Consider the following 15,096-nt stretch of genomic DNA (forward strand, 5'->3'; position numbering starts at 1 on the left):
GGAACCCCCCTGCTGCTCCCGCTGCCGGGCGCGCACCGGCCCCGGTCGGCCCGTGGGTCACCGGCAGGTCACCGGCGGGTGAAAACGGGTTCCCACTCGTCGGCCTTCTGGCCGTCCCGGAAGCCGGTCAGCTGCTTCACCCGGGTGCCCTCGACGTCCACCAGCAGGAGCTGCTGGCGGAACTCATCGGCGCCGTCGCATCGCTTGGGATCGCAGCCCCAGGCGATGAGCCGCTCGTCGTCGGCCCAGGCGAGCAGCTCCTGCACGGGCTGTTTGGCAACCCGCTTCCCGGTCTTCGCGTCCAGCACCTCGGTGGCGATCTCGTCGCCCTCGCCCGCGAACTCACCGGCGGACAGCTTGCCGCCGGGTGACCTGCCCGCCAGGGAGTACGCAAGGTTCTCGCCGGTCGGGGGCTTCGTCTCACGCCCCTCGAGATCGTAGAAGGTCTTCAGCGGCTCCATGATGTTGCGAACGAACACATGGGTGCCGTCGGCGCTCCATTCGACGTCCTCGCGGGCGTTGAAGCGGGTCTTCGGCTCCCCCGGAGACAGCTCGAACCACTTCACGGCGTCGACGTCGATGTCGATGTCGATGTCGATGTCGATGTCGATGAGGTAGTAGCCGGTACGGCTCCGCACCGGTCCGGGTTGCCTCTTGCCGTCACTCATGACCGGTTTGTTCTTGTGCAGCCGGTCCGGGTTCTTGCTGTACGTGGTGGCGAGCAGGCGGCTGCCGTCCGGGGACCAGGAGACTCCGGCAGCGCCCCGGTCCAGCTCGATCCACCGCTCCACCTCGCCGGACTCCAGATCGAGGATGCCGACCCGCTTGCTGGGCAGCGGCCCCTCCAGCACCGCAGCGGTGTGCAGGTTCGGGGCGACGTCGGCCCAGGCCCAGCCCGTCTTCTCGTAGCGCCCCTCGGAGGGGTCGTACAGGTGCCAGTTCCAGCTGTCCACCACGTCACCGTTCGGCTGCTCGATGCGCTCGCGCGTGGTGTAGGCGGACATCGCGGTGTTCCCGGCCGCGATCAGATCCTCGGGCGGTGACTGGTCCGGGTGCGCGAGCACGTCCTCGACGACCGTCCGGTCGGCGGCCCGGTTCCCCTCGCCGCCGATGTCGAGGCCGGGGATCACGAGGGCGGCGGCCACCACGGCGGTCGTGGCCATGGCGGCGCCGGTCAGGGCGCGGACACGGCGGCGGCGGCGGACGCGCAGCACCCGGTCGGCGAAGTCGCGCGGTGCGGCCGGGGGCTCGCGCTCGGACATCTCCTGGAGGGTTTCCCTCACCAATTGTTCGACGTTCACGGCCCTACCTCCGCTGGGGTCACTGCGCCGGACGGTCCGGGCACGTCGCTGAGGCCGAGGGCGGACAGTTCGGGTGCCAGGCTGCGCAGCCTGGCGAGTGAGCGGTGCGTGGTGCTGCGTACGGTGCCGACCGAGCAGCCCAGCAGCCGCGCGACCTCCGTCTCCGGAAGATCCTCGAAGTAGCGGAGCACCAGGACGGTGCGCTGGCGCGGCGTGAGTCGGGACAGCGCGCGGCGCACGGTCAGCCGCAGATCCGCGTCATTGTCGGGCCGCTCCCTGGCGGCGCTCTCCGGCAGGTCGGCGACGGTCAGTTCGCGCTTCCGCCAGCGCAGCCGCCAGCGGCTGATCTGCTGGCGGTAGAGCACCTGCCGTGCGTACGCCTCCGGTTCCTCGACGCGGTTCCACCGGCTGGCGACCTTGATCAGCGCGTTCTGGAGCAGGTCCTCGGCGGCGTGCTCGTCACCGCCGCTCAGCAGGATGGCGGTCCTCAACAGCGCGGGCGATCTGTTCGCCACGAATTCACGGAATTTCTCCTGCCCCTGGGCATCCATCTTCACCTTTCGACGTAGTGACGCTCCTTGGGACGCCTCCGGGCCGCTCCCGCTATGCCTCGCCTGTGGGATTCGTGGGGGAACCGTGGGACCCGTTGCGGGGAAGGGCACGGCAAGAGGCCCGCACCGGGCGCTCCGGTGCGGGCCTCTCGTATGGTCGTCCGGTCAGTTGTGGCTGTGGAGCACCTCGTTGAGGCCGCCCCAGGAGCCGGTGCGCTGGAGGGCGTGGACGGTGCCCGTGGTGGAGTCGCGGCGGTAGAGGAGGTTGTGGGCGCCGGAGAGCTCCAGCGCCTTGACGACCTTCCCGTCCGGAAGCGTCACCCGGGTACCCGCGGTGACGTAGAGGCCCGCCTCGACGACGCAGTCGTCGCCCAGCGAGATGCCGATGCCCGCCTGCGCCCCGAGGAGGCAGCGCTCGCCGATGGAGATGACCTGCTTGCCGCCGCCGGAGAGGGTGCCCATGATCGAGGAGCCGCCGCCGATGTCGGAGCCGTTGCCGACCACGACGCCCGCGGTGATCCGGCCCTCGACCATGGAGGTGCCCAGGGTGCCCGCGTTGAAGTTGCAGAACCCCTCGTGCATGACCGTGGTGCCCTCGGCCAGGTGGGCGCCCAGCCGCACCCGGTCGGCGTCCGCGATCCGCACTCCCGTCGGGGCGACGTAGTCGGTCATGCGCGGGAACTTGTCGATGCTGGTGACGTTCAGCAGCACGCCCTCGGCGCGGGCGGCCAGCCGTGCCTCCTCGACCCGGTCGACGGGCACCGGGCCGATCGTGGTCCAGGCGACGTTGGCGAGCAGTCCGAAGAGGCCCTCCAGGTTCTGACCGTGCGGGCGTACCAGGCGGTGGCTGAGCAGGTGCAGGCGGAGGTAGGCGTCGTGTGCGTCGGCGGGCTTGTCGTCCAGCGAGGCGATGACCGTACGTACGGCGACGATCTCGACCCCGCGGCGCGGGTCGGGGCCCAGTGCCTTGGGGGCCGCGTCACCCAGCAGCTCGGCGGCGCGCTCGGCGGTCAGCCGCTCGGTACCGGCCGGGCCGGGGTCGGCGGCGAGCGCGGGAGCGGGGTACCAGGTGTCGAGGACGACCCCGTCCGCTGTGACGGTGGCGAGCCCGGCGGCGACGGCGCCGGTCGTAGTGGTGGTGGGTGCGTCGGTCATACGCCGAACCTAACCGGAGCCGGGCACGGATGGCCAACCGGTGCGAGGAGCGGCCCGCCCCCCTGCTGCGGGCCGCTCCCCGGTGTCAACGCCGCTCGCCCGGCTGGACGGCCTCAGCCGACGTGTAGGGCTCCGCCTCCTTGGGGGACGCCTCCTTGAGGGACTCGGGCTCCTTGAAGGTGCCGGTGTCGCGGCCGGTGCCGCCCTCTTCGGGATCGACGGGAATGACGTACCTCTTACCGCGGGACCCGCCGTCTTCCGACTCCATGTTCTCGAAAGACTCCAAGGGCAGGCCGCCGGAGGCGCCTCCTTCCGGCTTTTCCACACCCGGGGGCCGCTGCCCCTCCTTGTCGACAAGCGCGGCCTCGCTGACGAGGCCGTTGATGAGGATGTCGCCCTTCTTCATGGGCGGCCCCTCGCTCCCCGGGTCCGAGTCCTCCGTGGCGACCGTGCGCCCGCCCACATAGCGGAGGGTCTCCGGGTCGAACAGGAGCTCGTCCCGCATGCCGTACATGAAGGCGGACTCCAGGAAGAGCGCGACGGCCGGACGGCCCTTCGCGTCCTTGACCAGGTGATCGACGGCCTTCATCCCGTCCAGTTCCGCGAGTGCCCGGAGGACCTTGGCCATCCCTTCGGGCGGCGCGGGATAGGTGCCGAGCAGGACGGTGGCCGCTCCGAAGTTGTGGAGGGCCTCGGGCTCCTTCGCGGGCGCCTTCGGGTCCTGCGGATAGAACTCGCGGGCCCTTTCGAAGATCCCCTCCGCGTCCTCGGGCAGCGCGGCGAGGAACTCGTAGCGCTCGCCGTGGGAGTGGTCGTCCCCCTCCTTCCAGTCCTCGAACTGCGGGTCGTTGTAGAGGGTCCAGGACTCCTGCCTCTTGGGCGCGGGGGGCGGGCCGGTCTCATGGCCTCTGACGGTCTGCTGGTAGACCCACTGCCCGTCGCGCGGCTTCGGGTCCGGCTGGGCCGCCGCGGTGCGCGCGGCCCTGAGCAGCAGGGCGGACGCGTCGCTCAGATCCGGCGCCTGCTGCACGTTCGAGGCGGCGGGGTGGGCCGGGGTGTCGGCAGCGTCACCGGCGAGCTGGGTGCCGACCAGTACGGCCGCGGCGACCGCCGCGGCGGCGCCGACCGAGGTGATCCGCCAGTCGCCCCACACCCGAAGGCGTGCCGAGCGGTGGTCCATGGCGTCGGTGAGCCGCTGACGGCCGGGGCTGAGCCGTGCGTGGTCGGGCACGGGTGCGTCGTCGCGCAGCTCGCGCACCGTGGTGATCTCGTCCATCTCAGGACACCTCCGCAACATCGTGGGCAACCATCGGATTGACGCCAAGGGCAGCCCGCACTTTGCGGCGGGCCCGGTTCAGCCGGGACCGGACGGTTCCGACGGGTATCGACAGCGCTTCGGCTACCTCTTGATAACTCAGCTCCGCCCAGGCCACGAGGAGCAGCACATGCCGGTCCCGTGCCGGGAGGGCTGCCAGCGCGGCGGCCAGCGGCCCGTGCGCGGCCTGTGCGGTCACCCTGGTGTCGACCTGGTCCGACCAGGATTCGGCGACCGGGTCCACGCCGGTACGGGCGAGCGCGCGCAGTGCGCGCAGCTCACTGCGGCGGTGCCTGCCGATCAGGTTGGCCGCGATCCCGTAGAGCCAGGGCCGCGCGCTGGACCGGTCGGTGTCGAAGCGCGCGCGGGTGCGGAAGGCGACCAGATACGTTTCCGCGGTGATGTCGTCGGCGACGGTGTCGCCCAGCCGGCGTGCGGCGTAGCGGTGGATGTCGGCCGCGTGCCGGTCGTACAGCTGCGCGAAGATCTCCGGTCTTTCCCGGGACTCGTCGATGATCGCCGCGTCGCTCATCGGCGGATCGCTGCTCGGTGCGTCGTGCGTCGGCGGATCGTTCACATGCTCCCCCGGGCTGGGTGGCGAGTTGGCGTTCTGCCCTCTGTTGCCCGGAGGCCCGATATGGGTTCACGGGAGTTCACCTCCCGGGTGTGACCACCTGCGCGGCGCCCAGTATGCCCGTGAGCATTCCGCGGATCTCCTGGCTGCCGGCCTCCCGGTCCGTCAGCAGGAACTGCAGCATCAGGCCGTCCAGCAGGGCGGCAAGGGCCCGCGCGGTCGCGTCGTCCGGGGTGCGGCGGCGGAGCAGCGTGGCGAGCCCGTCCAGGCACTCGGCGGCCTGCGGCCGGAGTGCGTGGTGGCGGAGGGCGGCCAGATACAGCTCGTACTCCAGCCGGGCGCGCCTGCGGTCACCGCTCAGCGACTCCTGGAGCAGCCGGACGAGCTCGTCCACGAACGGGACCCCGGGGTCGATGCTCCGCTCCCAGAGCTCGGCCCCGGCCAGCCACTCCTTGCCGGTCTGCCGCAGCGCGGCGTGGAGCAGGTCATCGCGGGAGGCGAAGTGGTAGGTGGTGGAGCCCAGTGGCACGTCCGCCTCGGCGGCCACCCGGCGGTGGGTGAGTCCGTCGATGCCGTGTTCGCCCACCACGCGGATCGCCGCCTCGATGAGGCGCTGGCGGCGATCGGGGTCGTACCGGCGGGCCATCAGTGGGCACCTCCGAGGTTGAGCACGACGACACCGGCGACGACCAGCGCGATGCCCGCGATCCGTGCCGCGGAGACCGTCTCACCGATGAAGACCATGCCGATCGCGGCGACGACCGCCGTGCCGGCCCCGGACCATATCGCGTAGGCGGTGCCCACCGACATGGTCTTCAGGGTCTGCGCCAGCAGCGTGAAGGCGATGACATAGCCCAGACCCGCACCGAGTGAGGGCCAGAGCTTGGTGAATCCGTCGCTGTACTTCATGGCGGTCGTGCCGAGAATCTCGGCGACGATCGCCGCCGCGAGGGTTGCGTAGACCATGTGTACGACAGTACCCATCGATATGTACGCTCGTCCACAGTGCGGTGCGCGCACTGTCGTGACGCCTACGGGACCTCGCGGAGGTAGAGCGCGCCGCAGGTGTGGCAGAAGGGATGGCCCTCGGTGGTGCCCCAGACCTCGGGGGACTGGGTGGCCGCGGTGGGTGCCAGGTCGAGGCCGCAGAGCGCTTCCGTCGCGCCCTCGCGCGTCATGTGCCACAGCTTGGGCGGGTACTTGCGTACGGGCTCGACGTCGTCCGCGTACTCCGCGCGCATCTCGTAGTCCATGTTCTGCCCCTTCCGCCGCTTCCGCCGCTTCCGAGTGTGGCGCGGCGGGAGCCGGGCGGCATCCCGGGCACGGGCGCGGCGGCCCAGCAGCACAGCAGCCCTGCCCGCCGGGGACACCGGCGGGCAGGGCTGCTGTGCTGGGCTGGGCTTGTGGTGGGCTGTGCTGGGCTGCTGGGGCTCAGACGTTGAAGCCGAGCGCGCGGAGCTGCTCACGCCCGTCATCGGTGATCTTGTCGGGGCCCCACGGGGGCATCCAGACCCAGTTGATCTTCAGGTCGTTCACGATGCCCTCGGTCGCCGAGCGGGCCTGGTCCTCGATGACGTCGGTCAGCGGGCAGGCCGCGGAGGTCAGCGTCATGTCCAGAGTGGCCACATTGGCCTCGTCGACATGGACGCCGTAGATCAGACCGAGGTTGACGACGTCGATCCCCAGCTCGGGGTCGACCACGTCGTACAGTGCCTCGCGGACCTCTTCCTCGCTCGCGGGCTTGGTGGTGGTCTCGCTCATGCCGCTTCCCTTTCCCCGGGCTTGTCCGTCAGTCCGGTGTCGCCGTCGCCCAGTGCCTGGGCGGTGGCGTCCTTCCATGCCATCCAGCTCAGCAGAGCACACTTCACCCGAGCCGGGTACTTGGAGACACCGGCGAACGCGACGGCGTCCTCCAGCACCTCCTCCATCGCGTCGTCCGGCTCCAGCTGCCCCCTCGACTGCATCAGCTCCAGGAAGCTCTCCTGGATCCGCTGCGCCTGGGTCAGCTCTTTGCCGACCAGCAGTTCGTTCAGCACGGAGGCGCTGGCCTGGCTGATGGAGCAGCCCTGCCCCTCGTAGCTGACGTCGGCGATGGTCTCGCCCTCGTACCTCACCCGCAGGGTGATCTCGTCGCCGCACGTCGGGTTGACGTGGTGCACCTCGGCGTCGCCGTCGCGCAGCCCGCGCCCGTGCGGGTGCTTGTAGTGGTCCAGGATCACTTCCTGGTACATGGAATCAAGCTTCACGAGTCCGTCCCGTCCCTGCCGTCAGCCGGTCTGCCGTCAGTCACTCTGCAGTCAGTCGCTGTCTGTCTACCCGAAGAAGTTCCGCACGTATTCCAAGCCGTCCACCAGCGCGTCGACCTCGGCCGGCGAGGTGTACAGATAGAACGACGCTCGCGTGGTCGCGGGAATTCCATAGCGCAGGCAGACGGGCCGTGCGCAGTGGTGACCGACCCGGACGGCGATGCCCACCTCGTCGAGTACCTGCCCCACGTCATGCGGGTGAATGTCACCGAGGGTGAACGAGATCGCCGCGCCGCGGTCCTCGCCTGTGTTCGGCCCGATGATCCGCAGATCCGGCACCTCCCGCAGCCGCTCCACCGCGTACGAGGTGATCGCGTGCTCATGCGCCTCGATGCGGTCCATGCCGATCGCCGAGAGGTAGTCCACGGCCGCGCCGAGGCCGACGGCCTGGGCGATCGGGGGCGTACCGGCCTCGAACTTGTGCGGCGCGGGCGCGTACGTCGAGGAGCTCATCGTGACGGTCTCGATCATCTCGCCACCGCCCAGGAACGGCGGCAGGTCGTCCAGCAGGCCCTTGCGGCCCCACAGCACGCCTATGCCCGTCGGACCGCACATCTTGTGGCCGGTGAAGGCGACGAAGTCGGCCTGCAGCGCCTGCACGTCGAGCACCATGTGCGGGGCGGCCTGCGAGGCGTCGATGACGACGAGGGCGCCGACCTCCTGGGCGCGCCGGATGATCGGCTCGACCGGGTTGACCGTGCCCAGGATGTTGGAGACGTGGACGAAGGAGACGACCTTCGTCTTCTCCGTGATGATCTGGTCGATGTTCGAAAGGTCGAGACGCCCCTCGTCCGTGAGCCCGAACCACTTCAGCTTCGCGCCCGTGCGCTGCGCGAGCAGCTGCCACGGCACGATGTTGGAGTGGTGCTCCATCTCCGTGATGACGATCTCGGAGTCGCGCTCCACGCGGTACGGCTCATCCGCCCAGCCGAGCATGTTGGCGACGAGGTTGAGTGACTCCGAGGCGTTCTTGGTGAACACCACCTCGTCGCGGCTCGGTGCGTTGATGAAGGCGGCGACCTTGTCGCGCGCGCCCTCGTACAGCGCGGTGGCCTCCTCGGCGAGCACGTGCACACCGCGGTGGACGTTCGCGTTGCTCCGCTCGTAGTAGCCGTTGAGCGCGTCGAGAACCTGCCGCGGCTTCTGCGAGGTCGCGGCGTTGTCGAGGTACACCAGCTTCGTGCCGTCATGGACCGAGCGGTCCAGGATGGGGAAGTCCTTCCGGAGCACCTCGGTGTCGAGGAGGCCGGTGAGCTCACGGCCGGGGGAAGTCACGCGGTTGCGCCGCCCTTCACATACGACTCGTAGCCCTCTGCCTCCAGCTTGTCCGCGAGCTCCGGGCCGCCGGACTCGGCGATCCGGCCGTGTGCGAACACGTGGACGTGGTCGGGCTTGATGTAGCGCAGGATGCGCGTGTAGTGGGTGATCAGCAGGGTGCCGACCTCGCCGCTCTCGCGGACGCGGTTGACGCCCTCGGAGACCACCCGGAGTGCGTCGACGTCCAGACCGGAGTCGGTCTCGTCGAGCACGGCGATCTTCGGCTTGAGAAGCTCCAGCTGGAGGATCTCGTGGCGCTTCTTCTCACCGCCGGAGAAGCCCTCGTTGACGTTGCGCTCGGCGAAGACCGGGTCGATCTTGAGGCGCACCATCGCCTCCTTGACCTCCTTCACCCAGGTACGCAGCTTGGGTGCCTCACCGCGCACGGCCGTCGCGGCGGTGCGCAGGAAGTTGGAGACGGAGACTCCGGGAATCTCGACCGGGTACTGCATCGCCAGGAAGAGTCCGGCGCGGGCGCGCTCGTCGACGGACATCTCCAGGACGTCCTCGCCGTCGAGCGTCACCGTGCCGCTGGTGATCTTGTACTTCGGGTGGCCGGCCAGCGAATAGGCGAGCGTGGACTTACCGGAGCCGTTCGGCCCCATGATCGCGTGCGTCTCGCCCTGCTTCACGGTCAGGTCGACGCCGCGGAGGATCTCGTTCGGACCGTTCTCGGTCTCGACGGAAACGTGCAGGTCGTTGATCTCAAGCGTTGCCATGGGGAACTCAGGACTCCTGGGTGACGGAGACGAGCACGTCGTCCCCTTCGATCTTTACGGGGTATACGGGGACAGGCAGCGTCGCGGGCGGGCCGGACGGTTTGCCGGTGCGCAGGTCGAAGCTGGAACCGTGCAGCCAGCACTCGATCTGGCAGCCTTCCACCTCGCCCTCGGAGAGCGAGACATGCGCGTGCGAGCAGATGTCGTAGATCGCGAAGACCTCACCGCCCTCCACGCGGACGACCGAGACGGGCGTGCTGTCGATCTCCACCCGCTTCGGGGTGTCCTCCTCCAGCTCGCTCAGCGCGGCCACGCGTACGAACCCTGCCTCGGCGCTCATGAGACGGAAACTTCCAGCTCAGCCTCGATCTTGGCGATCAGGCGGCTCTCGACGTCCGGCAGGCCGATCTTCTGGATGAGCTCGGTGAAGAAGCCCATCACGACGAGGCGGCGGGCCTCCTGCTCGGAGATGCCACGGGCCATGAGATAGAAGAGCTGCTCGTCCTCGAAGCGGCCGGTCGCCGAGGCGTGGCCCGCGCCGACGATCTCGCCGGTCTCGATCTCGAGGTTCGGCACCGAGTCGACCCGCGCGCCGTCTCCGAGGACCAGGTTGCGGTTCAGCTCGTAGGTGTCGGTGCCCTCGGCCGCCTTGCGGATCAGCACGTCGCCGATCCACACCGCGTGCGCCCGCTCGCCCTGCAGCGCGCCCTTGTAGGCGACGTTGCTGCGGCAGTGCGGGCTGTCGTGGTCGACGAAGAGGCGGTGCTCCTGGTGCTGGCCGCTGTCGGTGAAGTACAGGCCGTAGAGCTCGGCCTCACCGCCGGGGCCCGCGTAGTTGACCCTCGGGTGCAGCCGTACGACGTCGCCGCCGAAGGTGACGACCACGGACTTGAAGCTGGCGTCCCGCCCGACCAGGGCGTTGTGCTGGGAGCAGTGGACGGCGGTGGCGTCCCAGTCCTGCACGGAGACCACGGTCAGCTTCGCGCCGTCGCCCAGCACGTACTCGACGTTGGCCGCGCGGACGTTGTCGCCCGTGTGGTCGATGACGATGACCGCCTCGGCGAAGGCGCCGATCTCGAAGACCGTGTGCCCGAAGCTGACACCGCCCTCGCCGTGCAGGCTCAGCCGGATCGGCTCCGTGAGCACGGCCTCCTTGGGCACCGAGACGACCGACGCCTTCTCGAAGGAGCTGAACGCCTGTGCGGCGACCCGGTCGACGGGCTTGCCCGCCCGGCCGATCCGCTCGTCCTCACGGGCGACCGCCTCGACGGTGACGCCTTCGGGCGCGGAGACCTCGACCTTGAGCGAGCCGGACGCCTGCGCCGTGCCGTCATGGAGTCCGCGGAGCCGCTCGAGCGGCGTGAAACGCCATTCCTCCTCGCGGCCGTGCGGCACCGGGAATTCGGCCACGTCGAAGGACGGCGCCGCGCTCATCCTGGTGGCGACGGTGGATTCGGCGGCCACCGCGATCGATCCGGTGGTGTTCGAACCGCCCGGGATGTTCTGAGCCTCAGCCATGACTGTCGCTTTGCTCACTCTCTGTCTGTCTGTGTGGCGTCTGTCTGTGTGGCGGGTCTGTCAGGCGGCCGTCCCCGCCCAGGGCGGCGGGGACGGAGGGGATCGGCGTCAGCCGACCGCGCCTTCCATCTGCAGCTCGATCAGCCGGTTCAGCTCCAGCGCGTACTCCATGGGCAGCTCCTTGGCGATCGGCTCGACGAAGCCGCGCACGATCATCGCCATCGCCTCGTTCTCGGAGAGGCCGCGGCTCATCAGGTAGAAGAGCTGGTCGTCGCTGACCTTGGAGACCGTCGCCTCGTGGCCCATCGTCACGTCGTCCTCGCGGACGTCGACGTACGGGTAGGTGTCCGAGCGGGAGATGGTGTCCACCAGCAGCGCGTCGCAGAGCACGTTCGACTTGGAGCCCTCGGCTCCCTCTGCGATCTCGATGAGACCCCGGTAGGAGGTACGGCCGCCGCCACGCGCCACCGACTTCGAGACGATGTTGGACGACGTACGGGGCGCCATGTGCACCATCTTCGCGCCGGCGTCCTGGTGCTGGCCCTCGCCCGCGAACGCGACGGAGAGCGTCTCGCCCTTGGCGTGCTCGCCCATCAGGTACACGGCCGGGTACTTCATGGTCACCTTGGAGCCGAGGTTGCCGTCGACCCACTCCATCGTCGCGCCCTCGTAGGCGACGGCACGCTTGGTGACCAGGTTGTAGACGTTGTTCGACCAGTTCTGGATCGTCGTGTAGCGGCAGCGGCCGCCCTTCTTCACGATGATCTCGACGACCGCGGAGTGCAGCGAGTCCGAGTCGTAGATCGGCGCGGTGCAGCCCTCGACGTAGTGCACATAGGCGTCTTCGTCGACGATGATCAGCGTCCGCTCGAACTGGCCCATGTTCTCGGTGTTGATCCGGAAGTACGCCTGCAGCGGGATGTCGACGTGCACACCCGGCGGGACGTAGATGAAGGATCCGCCGGACCAGACCGAGGTGTTCAGCGCGGCGAACTTGTTGTCACCGGTCGGGATGACCGTGCCGAAGTGCTCCTGGAAGAGCTCCGGGTGCTCGCGCAGCGCGGTGTCGGTGTCCAGGAAGAGGACGCCCTGCTCCTCCAGGTCCTCGCGGATCTGGTGGTAGACGACCTCCGACTCGTACTGCGCGGCGACACCGGCGACGAGGCGCTGCTTCTCCGCCTCGGGGATGCCGAGCCGGTCGTAGGTGTTCTTGATGTCCTCGGGCAGGTCCTCCCAGGACTGGGCCTGCTTCTCGGTGGACCGCACGAAGTACTTGATGTTGTCGAAGTCGATGCCGCTGAGGTCGGAGCCCCAGTTGGGCATGGGCTTCTTCGAGAACAGCCGGAGGCCCTTCAGACGCATCTTGAGCATCCACTCGGGCTCGCTCTTCTTGCCCGAGATGTCACGGACGACGTCCTCCGAGAGGCCGCGCTTGGCCGTGGCACCGGCGGCGTCGGAGTCGGACCAGCCGTATTCGTAGTTGCCCAGACCCTCGAGCTCGGGGTGAGCGGTCTCCGTAGGGAGCGTCATGCGGGGTTCCTCCCGGCAGTTTGCGCAGATGCTGTGGTGGCGTTGCTGGTGCTGGTGGTCCTGGTGGTCCTGGTGGTCTGGGAAGTCTGTGCGCCCGGCGCGCCTCGCGCAGACTGGGCGGTCTGCGCGTGCGGCACGAAGGTCGTGCACACCCCGTCGCCGTGGGCGATGGTGGCAAGCCGCTGCACGTGGGTGCCGAGGAGGTTCGAGAAGACCTCGGTCTCCGCCTCGCACAGTTGCGGGAACTGCTCGGCGGTATGCGCCACCGGGCAGTGGTGCTGGCAGAGCTGCTCACCGGCGGAAGCGGGCGCACTGCGCGCCGTGGCAGCGTACCCATCCTCGGTGAGGGCCTCGGCCAGCGCCTTCGCACGCCCCTCGGGCGGCACCTTGGCCAGTGCCTCCTCGTAGCGCTCCGCCTGGGCCGCGACCCGGGCGCGGGCGAAAGCCAGGACCGCGGCCTCACCCGGCTCGCCGCCGCCCGCCGAACGGGCGATCCAGTGCATGGCGTCGGCCGCCAGCTCGTCGTACGCCTGGTCGAAGGCATCCCGGCCGCACTCGGTGAGCGCGAACATCTTGGCCGGGCGGCCCCGGCCACGTGAGCCGTAGACCCGCTTCTCGCGGGGCTCCACGACGCCCTCGGTGAGCAGGGTGTCCAGATGGCGGCGGACCGCCGCCTGCGTGAGTTCGAGGCGCAGTGCCAGCTCGGCCGCGGTGGACGGCCCGTGGTCGAGGATGGAGCGGGCGACGCGGTTCCGCGTGCCGTGCTGTTCGTCGGTGACGGCGGGCACGCTCGCACCACCGGCGGCCGGTGCGGCCGTCGGGGACGCCTCGCGCGCATCGCCGTCCTTTTTCACAACACCATTGTTGCGTAATTCACCGGAGTCCGGCAAGCCACGCCTGTGACCTGCTCGAATGGAGTACATCACGTAAGGCCAGCCTTACCCGCGCGGCCCCCGGAACCCCGCGAATCCACCCTGACCTGGTCTCTCTAGACTCTTCGTATGCACTCAGCCCGTACGCGCCCCGCACCGGCTGTCGAGGTCGCGGGCCTGGTGAAACGGTATGGCCGCAAGGCCGCGGTGGACGGGCTCGATCTCACCGTCGCCGCCGGTTCCGTCACCGCCGTCCTCGGGCCCAACGGCGCGGGCAAGACCACCACCATCGAGACCTGCGAGGGCTACCTCCGCCCCGACGCGGGCACCGTCCGCGTCCTCGGACTCGACCCGGTCACCGACGCGGCGCGGCTGCGGCCCCGCATCGGGGTGATGCTCCAGAGCGGCGGCGTCTACTCGGGCGTACGCGCCGTGGAGATGCTGCGCCACATGGCCGGTCTGCACGCCCACCCGCTGGAGGTCGGCCCGCTCGTCGAACGCCTCGGGCTGGGCAGCTGCGGCCGTACGCCCTACCGGCGGCTGTCCGGCGGGCAGCGGCAGCGGCTCGCCCTGGCGATGGCCGTGATCGGGCGCCCCGAGCTCGTCTTCCTGGACGAACCGACCGCCGGCCTCGACCCACAGGCCCGCCGGGCCACCTGGGACCTGGTGCGCGAGCTGCGTACGGACGGAGTGACCGTCGTGCTCACCACCCACCACATGGACGAGGCGGAGGAGCTGTCCGACCTGGTCGCGATCGTGGACGGCGGCCGGGTGATCGCCCAGGGCGCGCCCGAGGAGCTGTGCCGGGGCGGCGCAGAGAACAGCCTGCGCTTCGGCGGGCGCCCGGGCCTCGATCTGGTCTCGCTGCTCAAGGCCCTGCCCCCGGAGACCGCCGCGGCCGAGCTGACCCCCGGCGCGTACCGTCTCACCGGCACGGTCGACCCGCAGCTGCTCGCGACGGTCACGTCATGGTGCGCGCAGAACGGCGTGCTGCCGGACCGGATCTCGGTGGAGCGGCGGACGCTGGAAGATGTCTTCTTGGAGCTGACCGGCAGGGAGCTGCGCTGATGGCCACGGACACGACCGGCACCCCGCCCTCCGAGGCGCCACCGCGCGGCGGGAGCTTCACGCCCGCCCCCGGGGCCGCTCCGCTGCCGCGCATGATCGCCGCGCAGGCAGCGCTGGAGACCCGGATGCTGCTCCGCAACGGCGAACAGCTGCTGCTGACCGTCCTCATCCCCACTCTGCTGCTGGTCCTCTTCAGCGCCGTCGACATCATCGAGCTGCCGGGCACGGCGGCCGACGGCGGCGGGGACGAGCGGGCGGACTTCCTGACCCCCGGCATCCTCGCCCTCGCCGTGCTGTCCACGGCGTTCACCGGCCAGGCCATCTCCACCGGCTTCGACCGCCGCTACGGCGCGCTCAAACGTCTCGCCGCCTCCCCGCTGCCGCGCTGGGGCCTGATGACCGCCAAGACGTGCTCCGTACTGGTGATCGAGCTGCTCCAGGTGCTGCTGCTCATGGCGGTGGCGCTCACGCTGGGCTGGTCGCCGCACGGCAACCCGGCCGCGGTCGTACTGCTGCTGCTCGCGGGCACTGCCGCCTTTTCCGGGCTCGGCCTGCTGATGGCCGGGACGCTGCGGGCGGAGGCGACGCTCGCCGCCGCGAATCTGGTGTTCATCCTGCTGCTCGTCGGCGGCGGTGTGATCGTGCCGCTGGAGAAGTTCCCCCCAGGGGTACGGGACGCACTCGAACTGCTGCCGATCACGGCACTGTCCGACGGGCTGCGCGACGTCCTCCAGCACGGCGCCGGAGTGCCCTGGGGAGCGCTGGCCGTGCTGGGCTGCTGGGCGGTCCTCGGGCTGGCAGCCGCCGCCCGGTTCTTCCGGTGGGAGTGAACCCCCCTTGTGAAGGGGCGCACAAGAGGGTCGTAACATG

Annotated in this window: 18 protein-coding genes; 2 read left to right on the forward strand and 16 right to left on the reverse strand. The window is 70.0% G+C overall.

The features are described from left to right. Nucleotides 1–68: 68 nt before the first annotated feature. The 16 genes from LHJ74_RS28660 to LHJ74_RS28735 all read right to left on the reverse strand — a co-directional run bounded on the left by LHJ74_RS28660 (nucleotide 69) and on the right by LHJ74_RS28735 (nucleotide 13,140). On the reverse strand, nucleotides 69–1,301 hold the full coding sequence (locus tag LHJ74_RS28660; protein ID WP_260221117.1) for a WD40 repeat domain-containing protein: 1,233 nt from the start codon (nucleotides 1,299–1,301) through the stop codon (nucleotides 69–71). Further along, entirely contained in the window at nucleotides 1,298–1,852 is a 555-nt protein-coding gene (locus LHJ74_RS28665) for a SigE family RNA polymerase sigma factor (protein WP_260221118.1), read from the reverse strand. The genes LHJ74_RS28660 and LHJ74_RS28665 overlap by 4 nt, the downstream gene beginning before the upstream one ends. A gap of 165 nt (nucleotides 1,853–2,017) precedes the next feature. Next, nucleotides 2,018–3,007, reverse strand: a complete 990-nt coding sequence (gene dapD / locus LHJ74_RS28670) for a 2,3,4,5-tetrahydropyridine-2,6-dicarboxylate N-succinyltransferase (RefSeq protein WP_260221119.1) — start codon at nucleotides 3,005–3,007, stop codon at nucleotides 2,018–2,020. A gap of 85 nt (nucleotides 3,008–3,092) precedes the next feature. After that, entirely contained in the window at nucleotides 3,093–4,283 is a 1,191-nt protein-coding gene (locus LHJ74_RS28675; protein WP_260221120.1) for a CU044_5270 family protein, read from the reverse strand. 1 nt (nucleotide 4,284) lies between these two features. Then, nucleotides 4,285–4,899 (reverse strand): RNA polymerase sigma factor, encoded by a 615-nt coding sequence (locus LHJ74_RS28680; RefSeq protein WP_375546858.1) that lies wholly within the window; start codon nucleotides 4,897–4,899, stop codon nucleotides 4,285–4,287. 76 nt (nucleotides 4,900–4,975) lie between these two features. Beyond that, nucleotides 4,976–5,542: a TetR/AcrR family transcriptional regulator gene (locus LHJ74_RS28685; RefSeq protein WP_260221121.1), complete on the reverse strand. Its 567-nt coding sequence runs from the start codon at nucleotides 5,540–5,542 to the stop codon at nucleotides 4,976–4,978. Continuing rightward, nucleotides 5,542–5,862, reverse strand: a complete 321-nt coding sequence (locus LHJ74_RS28690; protein WP_260221122.1) for a DMT family transporter — start codon at nucleotides 5,860–5,862, stop codon at nucleotides 5,542–5,544. Before LHJ74_RS28690 ends, LHJ74_RS28685 begins: the two co-directional genes overlap by 1 nt. Nucleotides 5,863–5,927: 65 nt before the next feature. Further along, the gene (locus tag LHJ74_RS28695) at nucleotides 5,928–6,149 is read right to left on the reverse strand and encodes a hypothetical protein (RefSeq protein ID WP_260221123.1); all 222 of its coding nucleotides are present in this window, start codon (nucleotides 6,147–6,149) and stop codon (nucleotides 5,928–5,930) included. A 178-nt stretch (nucleotides 6,150–6,327) separates the two neighbouring features. After that, nucleotides 6,328–6,657, reverse strand: a complete 330-nt coding sequence (locus LHJ74_RS28700; RefSeq protein WP_260221124.1) for a metal-sulfur cluster assembly factor — start codon at nucleotides 6,655–6,657, stop codon at nucleotides 6,328–6,330. Next, the gene (gene sufU / locus LHJ74_RS28705; RefSeq protein ID WP_311203362.1) at nucleotides 6,654–7,142 is read right to left on the reverse strand and encodes a Fe-S cluster assembly sulfur transfer protein SufU; all 489 of its coding nucleotides are present in this window, start codon (nucleotides 7,140–7,142) and stop codon (nucleotides 6,654–6,656) included. The genes LHJ74_RS28700 and sufU overlap by 4 nt, the downstream gene beginning before the upstream one ends. A gap of 66 nt (nucleotides 7,143–7,208) precedes the next feature. Then, nucleotides 7,209–8,477 carry a cysteine desulfurase gene (locus tag LHJ74_RS28710; protein ID WP_260221126.1) on the reverse strand — a complete coding sequence of 423 codons (1,269 nt, stop codon included), beginning with the start codon at nucleotides 8,475–8,477 and terminating at the stop codon, nucleotides 7,209–7,211. After that, a complete protein-coding gene (gene sufC, locus LHJ74_RS28715; RefSeq protein ID WP_260221127.1) occupies nucleotides 8,474–9,238 on the reverse strand; it encodes a Fe-S cluster assembly ATPase SufC in 765 nt (254 codons plus the stop codon). The genes LHJ74_RS28710 and sufC overlap by 4 nt, the downstream gene beginning before the upstream one ends. A 7-nt stretch (nucleotides 9,239–9,245) precedes the next feature. After that, nucleotides 9,246–9,578, reverse strand: a complete 333-nt coding sequence (locus LHJ74_RS28720) for a non-heme iron oxygenase ferredoxin subunit (RefSeq protein ID WP_260221128.1) — start codon at nucleotides 9,576–9,578, stop codon at nucleotides 9,246–9,248. Next, nucleotides 9,575–10,756: a Fe-S cluster assembly protein SufD gene (gene sufD / locus LHJ74_RS28725; protein WP_260221129.1), complete on the reverse strand. Its 1,182-nt coding sequence runs from the start codon at nucleotides 10,754–10,756 to the stop codon at nucleotides 9,575–9,577. The genes LHJ74_RS28720 and sufD overlap by 4 nt, the downstream gene beginning before the upstream one ends. A gap of 108 nt (nucleotides 10,757–10,864) precedes the next feature. After that, a complete protein-coding gene (gene sufB / locus LHJ74_RS28730) occupies nucleotides 10,865–12,286 on the reverse strand; it encodes a Fe-S cluster assembly protein SufB (RefSeq protein WP_260221130.1) in 1,422 nt (473 codons plus the stop codon). Then, nucleotides 12,283–13,140 carry a helix-turn-helix transcriptional regulator gene (locus LHJ74_RS28735; RefSeq protein ID WP_260221131.1) on the reverse strand — a complete coding sequence of 286 codons (858 nt, stop codon included), beginning with the start codon at nucleotides 13,138–13,140 and terminating at the stop codon, nucleotides 12,283–12,285. Before LHJ74_RS28735 ends, sufB begins: the two co-directional genes overlap by 4 nt. A 147-nt stretch (nucleotides 13,141–13,287) precedes the next feature. Here LHJ74_RS28735 and LHJ74_RS28740 point away from each other — a divergent pair, with 147 nt between their 5' ends. Together LHJ74_RS28740 and LHJ74_RS28745 are read left to right on the forward strand one after the other, a co-directional pair. After that, nucleotides 13,288–14,226 (forward strand): ABC transporter ATP-binding protein, encoded by a 939-nt coding sequence (locus LHJ74_RS28740; protein WP_260221132.1) that lies wholly within the window; start codon nucleotides 13,288–13,290, stop codon nucleotides 14,224–14,226. Beyond that, nucleotides 14,226–15,056 (forward strand): ABC transporter permease, encoded by an 831-nt coding sequence (locus tag LHJ74_RS28745; protein ID WP_260221133.1) that lies wholly within the window; start codon nucleotides 14,226–14,228, stop codon nucleotides 15,054–15,056. Before LHJ74_RS28740 ends, LHJ74_RS28745 begins: the two co-directional genes overlap by 1 nt. Nucleotides 15,057–15,096 lie beyond the last annotated feature (40 nt).

Origin of the sequence: Streptomyces gossypii (assembly GCF_025165795.1) — a bacterium.
GTDB classification, from domain to species: domain Bacteria; phylum Actinomycetota; class Actinomycetes; order Streptomycetales; family Streptomycetaceae; genus Streptomyces; species Streptomyces gossypii.

Excerpts from the sequence above, each read along its gene's own strand:
- LHJ74_RS28665 (WP_260221118.1), bottom strand. The coding sequence starts at position 1,852 with ATGGATGCCCAGGGGCAGGAGAAATTCCGTGAATTCGTGGCGAACAGA.
- dapD (WP_260221119.1), bottom strand. The coding sequence starts at position 3,007 with ATGACCGACGCACCCACCACCACTACGACCGGCGCCGTCGCCGCCGGG.
- LHJ74_RS28675 (WP_260221120.1), bottom strand. The coding sequence starts at position 4,283 with ATGGACGAGATCACCACGGTGCGCGAGCTGCGCGACGACGCACCCGTG.
- LHJ74_RS28685 (WP_260221121.1), bottom strand. The coding sequence starts at position 5,542 with ATGGCCCGCCGGTACGACCCCGATCGCCGCCAGCGCCTCATCGAGGCG.
- LHJ74_RS28690 (WP_260221122.1), bottom strand. The coding sequence starts at position 5,862 with ATGGTCTACGCAACCCTCGCGGCGGCGATCGTCGCCGAGATTCTCGGC.
- LHJ74_RS28695 (WP_260221123.1), bottom strand. The coding sequence starts at position 6,149 with ATGGACTACGAGATGCGCGCGGAGTACGCGGACGACGTCGAGCCCGTA.
- LHJ74_RS28700 (WP_260221124.1), bottom strand. The coding sequence starts at position 6,657 with ATGAGCGAGACCACCACCAAGCCCGCGAGCGAGGAAGAGGTCCGCGAG.
- sufC (WP_260221127.1), bottom strand. The coding sequence starts at position 9,238 with ATGGCAACGCTTGAGATCAACGACCTGCACGTTTCCGTCGAGACCGAG.
- LHJ74_RS28720 (WP_260221128.1), bottom strand. The coding sequence starts at position 9,578 with ATGAGCGCCGAGGCAGGGTTCGTACGCGTGGCCGCGCTGAGCGAGCTG.
- sufD (WP_260221129.1), bottom strand. The coding sequence starts at position 10,756 with ATGGCTGAGGCTCAGAACATCCCGGGCGGTTCGAACACCACCGGATCG.
- sufB (WP_260221130.1), bottom strand. The coding sequence starts at position 12,286 with ATGACGCTCCCTACGGAGACCGCTCACCCCGAGCTCGAGGGTCTGGGC.
- LHJ74_RS28740 (WP_260221132.1), top strand. The coding sequence starts at position 13,288 with ATGCACTCAGCCCGTACGCGCCCCGCACCGGCTGTCGAGGTCGCGGGC.
- LHJ74_RS28745 (WP_260221133.1), top strand. The coding sequence starts at position 14,226 with ATGGCCACGGACACGACCGGCACCCCGCCCTCCGAGGCGCCACCGCGC.